Source organism: Mesorhizobium sp. P5_C1 (genome assembly GCF_054049815.1).
This window is the reverse complement of sequence record NZ_JBFULQ010000159.1, coordinates 1-11,429: the sequence shown is the minus strand read 5'-3', so window position 1 is coordinate 11,429 and position 11,429 is coordinate 1. Positions and strand designations below refer to the sequence as shown.

At 62.7% G+C, this 11,429-nt stretch carries 9 protein-coding genes and 1 pseudogene; 3 read left to right on the top strand and 7 right to left on the bottom strand.

Annotated elements, in window-relative coordinates:
* A pseudogene (locus tag ACXJ7R_RS14900) lies at nucleotides 1-263 on the top strand (hypothetical protein); the annotation flags it as partial.
* A 71-nt stretch (nucleotides 264-334) separates the two neighbouring features.
* Here ACXJ7R_RS14900 and edd read toward each other — a convergent pair.
* The 3 genes from edd to zwf all read right to left on the bottom strand — a co-directional run bounded on the left by edd (nucleotide 335) and on the right by zwf (nucleotide 4,397).
* Nucleotides 335-2,158 carry a phosphogluconate dehydratase gene (edd, locus tag ACXJ7R_RS14895; protein ID WP_457152500.1) on the bottom strand — a complete coding sequence of 608 codons (1,824 nt, stop codon included), beginning with the start codon at nucleotides 2,156-2,158 and terminating at the stop codon, nucleotides 335-337.
* 71 nt (nucleotides 2,159-2,229) lie between these two features.
* Nucleotides 2,230-2,946, bottom strand: coding sequence for a 6-phosphogluconolactonase (pgl, locus tag ACXJ7R_RS14890; RefSeq protein WP_457152499.1), 717 nt, complete (start codon nucleotides 2,944-2,946; stop codon nucleotides 2,230-2,232).
* On the bottom strand, nucleotides 2,928-4,397 hold the full coding sequence (gene zwf, locus ACXJ7R_RS14885) for a glucose-6-phosphate dehydrogenase (protein ID WP_457152498.1): 1,470 nt from the start codon (nucleotides 4,395-4,397) through the stop codon (nucleotides 2,928-2,930). The genes pgl and zwf overlap by 19 nt, the downstream gene beginning before the upstream one ends.
* 344 nt (nucleotides 4,398-4,741) lie before the next feature.
* On the opposite strand from zwf, the gene ACXJ7R_RS14880 reads away from it, so the two are divergent.
* A complete protein-coding gene (locus tag ACXJ7R_RS14880) occupies nucleotides 4,742-5,488 on the top strand; it encodes an SDR family oxidoreductase (protein ID WP_457152497.1) in 747 nt (248 codons plus the stop codon).
* A 186-nt stretch (nucleotides 5,489-5,674) separates the two neighbouring features.
* On the opposite strand, the gene ACXJ7R_RS14875 is transcribed toward ACXJ7R_RS14880, so the two are convergent.
* The 3 genes from ACXJ7R_RS14875 to ACXJ7R_RS14865 all read right to left on the bottom strand — a co-directional run bounded on the left by ACXJ7R_RS14875 (nucleotide 5,675) and on the right by ACXJ7R_RS14865 (nucleotide 9,706).
* Nucleotides 5,675-6,493 (bottom strand): SH3 domain-containing protein, encoded by an 819-nt coding sequence (locus tag ACXJ7R_RS14875; RefSeq protein ID WP_457152496.1) that lies wholly within the window; start codon nucleotides 6,491-6,493, stop codon nucleotides 5,675-5,677.
* Nucleotides 6,494-6,884: 391 nt separating this feature from the next.
* Nucleotides 6,885-8,171 (bottom strand): NAD(P)/FAD-dependent oxidoreductase, encoded by a 1,287-nt coding sequence (locus ACXJ7R_RS14870; RefSeq protein ID WP_457152495.1) that lies wholly within the window; start codon nucleotides 8,169-8,171, stop codon nucleotides 6,885-6,887.
* Nucleotides 8,172-8,269: 98 nt separating this feature from the next.
* Complete coding sequence (locus ACXJ7R_RS14865) at nucleotides 8,270-9,706, bottom strand: glutamine synthetase family protein (RefSeq protein WP_457152494.1); 1,437 nt, start codon at nucleotides 9,704-9,706, stop codon at nucleotides 8,270-8,272.
* Between the two features lie 156 nt (nucleotides 9,707-9,862).
* On the opposite strand from ACXJ7R_RS14865, the gene ACXJ7R_RS14860 reads away from it, so the two are divergent.
* Nucleotides 9,863-10,579, top strand: coding sequence for an HAD family hydrolase (locus ACXJ7R_RS14860; RefSeq protein ID WP_457152493.1), 717 nt, complete (start codon nucleotides 9,863-9,865; stop codon nucleotides 10,577-10,579).
* Between the two features lie 43 nt (nucleotides 10,580-10,622).
* Here the strand turns inward: ACXJ7R_RS14860 and ACXJ7R_RS14855 are convergent, their stop codons facing one another.
* Entirely contained in the window at nucleotides 10,623-11,075 is a 453-nt protein-coding gene (locus ACXJ7R_RS14855; protein WP_457152492.1) for a response regulator, read from the bottom strand.
* Nucleotides 11,076-11,429: the final 354 nt, after the last annotated feature.

The following is an 11,429-nucleotide window of genomic DNA, read 5'->3' as shown; positions in this document are numbered from 1 at the left end:
AATCAGGACATCAAGGTGCCGCTCGGTGCCGGCGTTCTGGCCATGTCGGCCCTGGCGCCTACTCGATCGAGGTCCTGTCTCCGAAAAAGGACATCCAGGGCAATCGCAAGGCGCTTGGCCTGAACTATGGCGACGCCTGGCAGCAGACCATTCCGGCCGGCGATTACGTGGTCGTCCGGCACATGTCCGATGGAGGCCATGACAAAGAAATGCCGGTGACGGTCAAGGCTGGCGAGCGTACCGAGATCACCGTTACGCCATGACTGCCGTATGACCGGCAGCAAAAAAGGGCGGCTGTCAGCCGCCCTTTTTTATCGACAGGACGATGATTTCGTCACGCCGTGCCGAAGGCGCTGGCGCCATGGTCGGCACGGCCGACCAGTTGCCGGAAGCCGGCGAACAGCTCGCGGCCGAAACCGAATTCATTGCCGATGAGGTCGGCATCCGCCGTCCGGCGCAGTGCAAACTCGCCGGCCGGCACGAGCACTTCCAGCGTTCCGGCGTCGGCGTCGAGCCGGACGATGTCGCCATCATGGATCCTGGCGATCGGTCCATCCTCGACTGCTTCCGGCGTGACATGGATGGCGGCCGGCACCTTGCCGGAGGCGCCCGACATGCGCCCGTCGGTGACCAGCGCCACGCGCTGGCCGCGGTCCTGCAGGATGCCGAGCACCGTGGTCAGCTTGTGCAGTTCCGGCATGCCGTTGGCCTTCGGCCCCTGGAAGCGGATGACGGCGATGAAGTCACCGGTCAGCGTTCCCGCCTTGAACGCCTCGTTCAGTCCTTGCTGGCTGTCGAAGACCTTGGCCGGCGCCTCGATGATGCGCCGCTCCGGCTTCACCGCCGAGGTCTTGATGACGGCATGGCCGAGATTGCCCGACAGCACCTTGAGACCGCCGGTTGCCTGGAATGCCTTGTTGAACGGCGCCAGCACCTTTTCGTCACCGCTTTCGCGCGGCGAGGCTTCGCGCACCACGCCGCCGTCGGCGCCGAGCTTGGCCTCGACCGCATAGGGCCGCAGGCCTTCGCCCCACACTGTCTGCACATCCTCGTGCAGGATGCCTTCGTCGAGCAGTTCGCGGATCAGGAAGCCGAGCCCACCTGCCGCGTGGAAGTGGTTCACGTCGGCGAGACCATTGGGATAGACCCGCGCCAGTAGCGGCACGGCTTCCGACAGGTCGGAAATGTCCTGCCAGGTGATGGCAATGCCGGCCGCTGCCGCCATCGCGATCAGGTGGATGGTGTGATTGGTCGAGCCGCCGGTGGCATGCAGGCCGACGACGCCGTTGACGATCGAGCGCTCGTCGATCATCCGCCCGACCGGCGTATAGGCATTGCCGAGCGCCGTGATCGCCAGCGCCCGCTTCGTCGCCTCACGGGTCAAGGCTTCGCGCAGCGGCGTGCCGGGATTGACGAAGGAGGCGCCCGGCGTGTGCAGGCCCATGATCTCCATCAGCATCTGGTTGGAATTGGCTGTGCCATAGAAGGTGCAGGTTCCTGGCCCGTGATAGGACTTGGACTCGGCCTCCAGCAGTTCGGCCCGTCCCGCCTTGCCCTCCGCATAGAGCTGGCGGACCTTGGCCTTTTCGTCGTTCGGCAGGCCGGTGGTCATCGGCCCGGCAGGAATGAACACCGCCGGCAGATGGCCGAAAGTGAGTGCGGCGATCACCAAACCCGGCACGATCTTGTCGCAGACGCCCAGATAGACGGCGGCGTCGAACATGTTGTGCGACAGGCCGATCGCTGCGGCCATGGCGATCACATCGCGCGAAAACAGCGACAGCTCCATGCCGGGCTGGCCTTGCGTGACGCCATCGCACATTGCCGGCACGCCGCCGGCCACCTGGGCGATGCCGCCGGCCTCGCGCGCCGCGTCCTTGATCAGCGCTGGAAAGGTCTCGAACGGCTGATGCGCCGACAGCATGTCGTTGTAGGAGGTGATGATGCCGAGGTTCGGCACCGCGTCCGCACCCAGCGCCAGCTTTTCCGAGGGGCTGCACACCGCAAAGCCGTGGGCGAGGTTGCCGCAGGACAGCACGGCCCGGTTGGCGGTGCGGTTCGACGCTTCGGCGATGCGGCCGAGGTAGCGCTCGCGGCCTGGTCTGGAACGCTGGCGGATGCGCTCGGTGATGGCTTCGATGTCGCGTCTGGCGGTCATGGTGTCGGTCCTTTCAGGCGAGGTCCCGGAACACAATCCGGCTGTCTGCCGGGACCCTCAGCACGTTCAAATCAGGGCGCCCAGAAAACCTCTACGGGCTTGGGTGCGGCGTCGAGCACGGCGCGGATCGGCTTTCGCGGTCCAGGGGCAACCGCGCTGTCGAAGGCGGCGCGCTTGTCCTCGCCTTCGATGTGCAGCGCGATGAAGCCTGCATCGACAATGCGCGCCAGCGACAAGGTCAGCCGCGGCTCGACGGCGCTGGCCGCATGAACCGGCAGCACAATCCTGTCGGAGGACGGGTCAAGCAGCTTTGCCAGATCGTCGGCATCGGGAAAGAACGAGGCGGTGTGGCCGTCCGGTCCCATGCCGAGCACGACGACATCGAGTGGCCAGGGCAATGACTGCAGCGCCGAATTGTCGGAAGCCGCCGCATCCTCGATGCCGACGCCTTCGTGATAGAGCGGCACGAACCGTGCCGCCTTGGCCGCGTTCTGCAACAGATTGGCGGCCACCAGCCCGGCATTGGAGCGCGGCGAGGACGCAGGCACGAAACGCTCGTCGACCAGCGTCACAATCACCTTGTCCCAGGCGATTTGCATCGCCGAAAGGGCGGCGAAGAACTTTGCCGGTGTGGTGCCGCCGGAGACGGCGAGCAGCCCCATACCGCGCTCGGCGATCGCCTTGGTCAGGCGCCCGGCGACATGATCGGCGAGGGCGACCGCCAACTCCTGGCGCCCGGCAAAGCCGTTCCAGCTATAGGCGGCGCCGTTCAATTGCTCTCGTGCCATGTCCGCCCGTCACGTTCGATCAGTGCAATAGAGGCCGACGGCCCCCAGGTGCCCGCTGTGTAGCCCTGCGCTTCCTGTCTGGCGCTTTCCCACGCGTTCTGGATCGGGTCGATCCATTTCCACGCCGCCTCGACTTCGTCGCGACGCATGAACAGCGTCTGGTTGCCACGGATGACGTCCATGATCAGCCGTTCGTAGGCGTCCGGCGCGCGGCCGTCGAAGGATTGCGCGAAGCTCATGTCGAGCGAGATCTGGCGCAGCCGCATGCCGCCCGGACCCGGATCCTTGATCATGATGAACTGCTTGACGCCTTCGTCCGGCTGTAGCCGGATGACCAACTGATTGGCGAAGATCGGCCCGGCGCTGTCGCCGAAGATCGAATGCGGGATCGGCTTGAACTCGATGACGATTTCCGAAACCCGCGTCGCCAGCCGCTTGCCGGTCCGCAGATAAAACGGAACGCCCGCCCAGCGCCAGGTGCCGATCTCGGCCTTGATGGCGACGAAGGTCTCGGTGTTGCTGTCGTGGGCAAGCTCCTCGACATAGCCCTTCACAGCGCCGCTCGCCGAGGCGCCGGCGCGGTACTGGCCACGCACGGTGTGCTTGGGCGCCTCGTTGCCGTTGATGCGCTTCAGAGCCCTGAGCACCTTCAGCTTCTCGTCGCGCACCGCGTCGGCGTCCATCGACGACGGCGCTTCCATGGCAACAAGACACAGCAGCTGCAGTATATGGTTCTGCACCATGTCGCGCAGCGCGCCGGCCTTGTCGTAATAGGTGACGCGGTCTTCCAGACCCACGGTCTCGGCCACGGTGATCTGCACGTGGTCGATATGGGCGGAATTCCACAGTGGCTCGTAGAGCGCGTTGGCAAAGCGCAGCGCCATCAGATTCTGCACCGTCTCCTTGCCGAGATAGTGGTCGATGCGGAAGATCTGGCTTTCGTGGAAATCGTCGCCGACCAGGTCGTTGAGTGCTTGCGCCGAGGTAAGGTCGCGGCCGATCGGCTTCTCCAGCACGATGCGCGAGTTCGGCGTGATCAGCTTGTGCTCTTTCAGCTTGTGCGAGATATCGCCGAACAGCGCCGGCGCCACCGCCAGGTAGAAAGCGCGGATGCGGTCGCTATCGCCGATCGCCTTCTTCAGCTTGTCGAAGCCGGCGCCTGTCGTCGCATCGGCCGAGACGTAGGAAAGGCGGGCGAGGAACGTCTTCAGTTCCTTGGCGTCGATAKCGTCAGCTTTGACGTGGTCCGAGATCGCCTGTTTGGCGAAGGCCTGGAATTCCTCGTCGGTCATCTTCGAGCGTGACGTGCCGATGATGCGCGTCGGCTCGGAGAACTGATGGTCGCGCTGGCGATAGTAGAGCGACGGCAGAAGCTTGCGTTCCGACAGATCGCCGGTGCCGCCGAAAATGATGAAGTCGAAAGGATCGACGGGGATGATCTGGCTGGTCATGGTCTGTCCGCTCTGACGCCGGTCGCTGTGACGCGGCTGATATAATCTAATCGATTTAAATTTTCCAGTGCCATGGTGTCACATCTGAGTGTTGCGCCTGCCTCTTGACAGCCCGATACCTCGGAGGCTTGTCGACAGGCGCGGCCCCGGAAGCCTTCGCAGTTGCAGCATAGAGCGGGATCGAAGCGAAAGCCAAAGGAGAAATCGGCGATGACCGCACATCTTTTGACCAAGCCGGTTAGAAGTCGCGGCCCGGCTAGAAGCCGTGGCCCGGTCAGAAGTCGTGGCTTTGCGTTTGCCGCGGGCACTCCGGTCGATCGTCACCAATCATGAGCGGGAAAAGCATGCGTCTGGAAAACAAGGTTGCCGTCATCACCGGTGCGGCGGCGGGCTTTGGCGAGGGTATGGCCAGGCGCTTTGCGCAGGAAGGCGCCAGGGTCGTCGTCGCCGACCTCAACGCCAAGGGCGCGGAGCGTGTCGCCAGCGAAATCGGCGAGGCGGCGATCTGGACCCAGACCGATGTTTCGCAGCGGTCCGAATTTGACGAGATGGTCTATGCCGCCAAGAGCGCCTTCGGCCGCATCGACATCATGGTCAACAATGCCGGCTACACCCATCGCAACGGCGACATGCTCGACGTCGACGAGGAAACCTTCGACCTGATCACCGCCGTCAACATGAAGGCGATCTATCACGCAGCACGCGCCGTGGTGCCGATCATGGATCGGCARGGCGGCGGCGTCATCCTGACCACGGCTTCCACCGCCGGTCTGCGGCCGCGGCCCGGCCTCACCTGGTACAATGCCTCGAAGGGCTGGGCGATTACCGCCACCAAGTCGATGGCGGTGGAACTGGCGCCGAAGAACATCCGTGTGAACTGCCTCTGCCCGGTTGCCGGCGAGACCGGCATGCTGGAGAAGTTCATGGGCGCCGACACGCCTGAAATCCGCGAGAAGTTCCGTGCGTCGATCCCGCTCGGCCGGCTTTCGACACCACTCGATATCGCCAACGCCGCACTCTGGTTGGCGTCCGATGAAGCCGCCTTCATCACCGGTGTGGCATTGGAGGTCGACGGCGGACGCTGCATCTGAAAGCGCCAATGCCCCGAAAATCGGTACCGATTTTCGGAAAGGATCATGGGCAAATCAAAATGCGGCACGGAGGCAGCGTTTCGGCGACGGGTCTATCTCTTGTCTTGGCGCAATTCGCTCAGGGAAAGCGCTACGCGCTTTTCCCGGGGAAACCGCTTCACACTTTTCCTGAAATTGCTCGAGGCGTCAGGCGCCGGTCTTGATGTAGGTCTTGTAGATCCAGCCGGTCTTGCCGTTGTAGGTGATCTGGCACCACTTCTTGCAGCTCATCACTTGCACCGAGCTTTTGGCTGGCACCGTGAGGATAGCGGCCGCATTTTTCTTCGGGCCGCTGCGCATGGTCACGGCCCGCAGGATCTGTCCGGTTCCGGCGGCCTCGACTTTGCGTGGCTTCGACTTGGCCTGGCTGCCGTCGCCTTCAGCCGCTGCGGGCTGCTCCGACGGCACTTGCGGCTGCACCGCCGGGATGGCGGCGGTTTTCGCGTCATCGGGATGGCTACCCGCCGGCGGAGTGGGGGCGGCAACCTTGGCAAGTTCGCTGGCCGCATCGCTATCGGCTGCAGGTTGCGCGAATGCCACTGCGGCTTTGTCCGGTGCCTGTTTAGCCTGGTTCGCCACCTGGACGGGAGCAGGCGCACCGGCAGCGGATGCGGCCTTCGACTGCGAACCGGTCCAACGCGGATCATTAGCTGGCAGCGCCGGTATGGTGGCTTGCGCGGCCGCCACGGTCGGCAAAATCTTGTCCGACTTGCGCGCCGCCTGCGGCACGGCTGCTGCAGCCACAGTTGCTCCCGCCGGAGCGATTTTCGTCGTTTTCACCGGAATGGTTGGAATGGTCTGCTCGGGGCTCGCCGCCGCTTGCCTGTCATTGGCCGGCAATGCCAGCCACAGCGCCACCGCGGCGACACCAAGCAGTGCGGCGGTGCCGATCGCAGCGATCACCAGATGCGAATTCGAGCGGACCTCCTGCCAGAAGGACGGCCGCATGTCATATCCGAACTGCATGGCAAAGCGCCGACGTTCCGGCGTACCGAAACTGAAGGGCTCTCTCACTCTTGCCACCTCCATAAGCGGGCCGATGTTCTTCCGATCAAATGCCAAGAACCTGGCGCCAGATCTGCATCAGTCCCAAGAATCAAAGCGGGCAAGCCCGCAGAATTCCCCGTCAGTAACCCACAACCGGCATCTTTATATCGCTGATTGTGGCATCACTACGCCCTCATCAGGGATTCTGCTCCTTTGGAGGGGATTCTGCAATGTGCCGTTACGGCAACAAATATTACAGCAATATTACATAGATGAGAGCGATCCTGTCCGTCCGGACCACGATCCCGAAAAGCGACCATGCGGTTTCGCAGGAGATCACGCTCCCAATTCCACCTGGACAGAACAGCTTCTAGATCCTGTCGCGCAACGCGAACCAGTTGAGTGCCAGGAACAGCAGCGGCGCGCGGAAGCGCCGACCACCGGGGAATGGCGGGATCTTCAGATCCTCGATCAGCTTCAGGCGGTCGCGGTTGCCGGCGACGGTTTCAGCATAGAGCTTGCCGAAGAAGTTCGACAGCATGACGCCGTGGCCGGAATAGCCGCCGGCCGAGATCACATTGGGCATCACTTCGCGCACGAACGGCTTGCGCGGCACTGTGATGCCGACATAGCCGCCCCAGCCATGCGTGATCTCGACATCCCTGAGTGCCGGATAGAGTTCGACGATCTGACGGCGGATGTGGATGTGGATATCCTTCGGATCGTTGACGCCATAGACTTCGCGTCCGCCGAACAGCAGCCGCCCGTCTTTCGATCTGCGGAAATAGCGCACGACGAAGCGGGAATCGTCGACCGCCTCGCCGCCCGGCAGCACTGTCGAGTCCGCGCCCAGCGGCACCGTTGCGCCGATGAACGAACCGATCGGCATGATGTGCGCGGCACTCACCGGCTCAAGCGTGCCGCCATGGGCGTTGACCGCGATCAGGCATTTCTGCGCTGTCAGCGTGCCTCTCGGTGTCGAAACCTTGACCTTGCCACCACTGGAAATGATGCCGGTCGATGGCGTCTCCTCGAACAGTTGCGCACCGGCTTGCGCCGCCACCCGCGCGGTGCCGATCACCAGCTTCATCGGGTGGATGTGGCCGGTGCCGGTGTCGCGCGTGCCGCCGAAATAGGCGGTCGAGCCCAGCCGCTCCGCCGTCTGCTTGGCATCCATGAACGAGATATGCGGGTAGGAAAAACGGCTCGCCATGATCTCGGCATGCGCCTTGTAGTCGTCGACATAGCGCGGCTTGTGCGCCACCGAGAGTTGGCCCGGCATATAGTCGATATCGATCTGGTTGGCGGCGGCAAACTCGAGGAGATCCGCCTTAGCCTCTTCGGCAAGGCCGAACAGCGCCTTGGCGCGGGAGAAGCCGTATTCGGCTTCCAGGTCCTCGACCCAGGCGCGCTGGCCGGTACCAAGCTGGCCGCCATTGCGCCCGGAGGCGCCATCGCCGAAGCGGTAGGCTTCAATCAGCACGACATTCGTGCCTGCCTTGGCAAGGTGAGCAGCCGCCGACAGGCCGGTGAAACCACCGCCGATGATGATGACATCGCACGTCTTGTCGCCATCCAGCGCCGGATATTCCGGCCGTGGGCCGGCGGTGTCCTCATACCAGGAACGGCCGGGAGAAATCGGGGATTGGTAGGGCATGATGGAGGAAAGACTCGGTGATTCAGAAGGAGGAGGTGAAAAGCGAATAGCGAATAGCGAATAGAAAAATATCGGGTACCTTCGCTACTCGCTACTCCCTACACATTCAGCAACAGATACTCTCGCTCCCACGGACTGATCACTTCCATGAACGTCTCGAATTCCGCCCGCTTGATCGCCGCATAGGTCGCGGCGAAGGATTTGCCGAGCAGTGCGCAAAGTTCCTCATCGGCCTCGAACAGGTCGACGGCTTCGAGCAGGCTGCGCGGCAGGTCGATCTCGGCCGCGTTGGCGGTGGTCAGCACGGGAGGCTCGGCCTTGATCTTGTTGGTGATGCCGATCAGCCCGCAGGCAAGCGATGCCGCCAGCGCCAGATAGGGATTGGCATCGGAGGAGGGGATGCGGTTTTCGACGCGCCGCGCCGCGGGATCCGAGCGCGGCACGCGGAACGCCGTGGTGCGGTTGTCGTAGCCCCATTTGTTGTTGACCGGAGCCGACGCCGCCTGTGTCAGCCGGCGGTAGGAATTGACATAGGGCGCGAACATCACCAGCGCGTTCGGCACATGCTTCTGCATGCCGCCGATGAAATGGAAGAAGTCTTCGGTCTCCGAGCCGTCCTCTGCCGAAAAGATGTTCTGTCCGGTCTTCTTGTCGATGATCGACTGATGGATATGCATGGCCGAGCCCGGCTGCCCTTGGATGGGCTTGGCCATGAAGGTGGCGTAGATCTCGTGCTTGAGCGCGGCCTCGCGAATGGTGCGCTTGAACATGAACACCTGGTCGGCCAACTCGATCGGGTCACCGTGGCGCAGGTTGATTTCGAGCTGACCGGCGCCCTCCTCATGGATCAGCGTGTCGATCTCCAGGCCCTGGCCCTCGGAGAAATGGTAGATGTCGTCGATCAGTTCGTCGAACTCGTTGACGCCGGCGATCGAATAGCCGGCGCCGCCGCCGATCGCGCGCCCCGAACGGCCGACCGGTGGCGTCAGCGGATAGTCCGGATCGGGGTTCTTGCGCACCAGGTAGAACTCGATCTCGGGCGCCACCACCGGCTTCAGTCCACGCTTGTCGTAGGCGGCAAGCACGCGCCTGAGCACGTTGCGCGGCGTGAACTCGACAGAGCGTCCGTCCTGGTGGACGAGGTCGCAGATGACAGCGGCCGTCGGGTCCTCTTCCCAGGGCACCACCGTCAGCGTCGACAGGTCCGGCATCAGCTTGAGGTCGCCATCGTCCTCCGGATAGTGGAAGCCGTTGCCATCCTCGGGATAGCCGCCGGAAATCGTCGTCATGAAGACAGCCGACGGCAGTGCCAGCGAGGTGTTGGAGGTGAATTTTTTCGATGGCATCATCTTGCCGCGTGCGACGCCGGCCTGGTCAGGTGTGATGCACTCGATGTCCTCGATGCCGCGCCATTCTAGCCAGGCGCTGGCTTCCTTCCAGTTCTTGACGCCACGTTGGTTTTTCACGAAGGCAGGCGTACGCGCCCGTCCTCCGCGGCTCGACGGACGGACTTCCTTTTTTGCAGGCGGCATCATTCACCAGATTGGGTTGCGGATTGTGGAGTATAGCCGTGCGCCCCTGTGGAAGGGAAGGGGAGCCACGTCGGGCATTGACTGAGGCGGTTGAAAATCACGCCAATCGGCTTAGTTTCCCAATCCCAATCGAGACCCCGATCCCAATCGAGACTTTGCATGCGGCACGACAGCAAATTGACGACGATCGGCTTCGATGCCGACGACACGCTCTGGCAAAACGAGCAGTTCTTCCGCATGACGGAGAAGCGCTTTGCCGCCATGCTTGCCGATCATGGCGAAGCCGAGCACATCTCGGCACGATTGCTGGAGGCCGAAAGACGCAACCTTGCCGTCTATGGCTTCGGCATCAAGGGATTTACGCTGTCGATGATCGAAACGGCGATCGAGGTCACGCAAGGCCGCGTGCCGGCTTCTGTGATATCAGAGATTCTCGATGCCGGCCGCGAGATGCTGAGCCATCCGATCGAGGCACTGCCGCATGCGCGCGAGACGATCGAGAAGCTTGCCGGCGCATTCCGCCTTGTGCTGATCACCAAGGGCGACCTCTTCGACCAGGAGCGCAAGCTGGCTGGATCAGGCCTCGGAGATCTGTTCGACGCGATCGAGATCGTCAGCGACAAGAGTGCCGCCACTTATGCCCGCCTCTTCAGCCGCCACGGCGATGGTCCGGCAAGAAGCATGATGGTCGGCAATTCGCTGAAGTCGGACGTGGTGCCGGCGATCGAGGCCGGCGGTTGGGGTGTCCACGTGCCGCATGAACTCACCTGGGTGCTTGAGCATGTAGAGGCTCCGGTGACCGAGCCACGCTTCCGTGAGATATCCGATCTCGGACAACTGCCCGGACTGGTCGAAAGCATCGTCAATCCGGACTGATCGCGGGGCCTTCCTATTTTGCGCAATTCCGGACGGAAATTGCTTAGCGGTTGATCAGGCGATCGATCACCGGCTGCAGCCGTTCGGGTGTGATCGGCTTGGCGACCACCACGTCTATGACGCTCGACAGGCCCAGGCTCTCCGGCGTGCCATTCTTGGTTGAAAGCAGGATCACCGCCGGAAGCGATTTGCCGGAGGCTCGCCTCAACGCGTCGATACTGGCCATCAGATTGTCGCAGTCCTTGTTGTCGGCGCCGCCGTCAAGGACAACCGCACCGGGAATGAGGGACCGCAGGATCTTTACCGCCATGTCGGGAGATTCCGAGATTGGCTTGAGCCCGGATCGCTCTACGATCTTTGAAATCACCACGCGATTGATCGGCGATTTGCAGACGACGAGCACTTGCGATGGATCGCGGATCGTCTCTGTGTTCGAGTCGCGGGCAACAAAATTCAGGTGTCTTGGAGTCTCGCCTTCGCGGTTCACTGGGCACACAAGTCGGCCAAGAAGCTCGCCCCTATTTCAATGCAGAGTTGAATCTGGAGCGCAATTGGCGTGAGATCGCCGCCTATGTCAAGTTGAAATAAAAGTCCCCCAGATCATCCCTGGGAACAGTGAATTTCAAGCAACGCTACTGTACTCAACTGTCCACAGGTGGGCTTCATAAAAAGAAAATTCACCTGCGCAGAGACTGCGCAGGTGAAGGGTCGGTTGMGCGCGTTCGATCAGCTGTTGCTCTGCTGCGTGACGATCACTGGGATCAAGAGATCGCCCCAGTTTCCGTCGCCGCCGTGATGCCGTGCCGAGCGCACGAGCTCCACCGAGACGCCGGCCTCGACTGCCTTCATC

Excerpts from the sequence above, each read along its gene's own strand:
- edd (WP_457152500.1), bottom strand. The coding sequence starts at position 2,158 with ATGACCGCCAGACGCGACATCGAAGCCATCACCGAGCGCATCCGCCAG.
- pgl (WP_457152499.1), bottom strand. The coding sequence starts at position 2,946 with ATGGCACGAGAGCAATTGAACGGCGCCGCCTATAGCTGGAACGGCTTT.
- ACXJ7R_RS14875 (WP_457152496.1), bottom strand. The coding sequence starts at position 6,493 with ATGCAGTTCGGATATGACATGCGGCCGTCCTTCTGGCAGGAGGTCCGC.
- ACXJ7R_RS14870 (WP_457152495.1), bottom strand. The coding sequence starts at position 8,171 with ATGCCCTACCAATCCCCGATTTCTCCCGGCCGTTCCTGGTATGAGGAC.
- ACXJ7R_RS14865 (WP_457152494.1), bottom strand. The coding sequence starts at position 9,706 with ATGATGCCGCCTGCAAAAAAGGAAGTCCGTCCGTCGAGCCGCGGAGGA.
- ACXJ7R_RS14860 (WP_457152493.1), top strand. The coding sequence starts at position 9,863 with ATGCGGCACGACAGCAAATTGACGACGATCGGCTTCGATGCCGACGAC.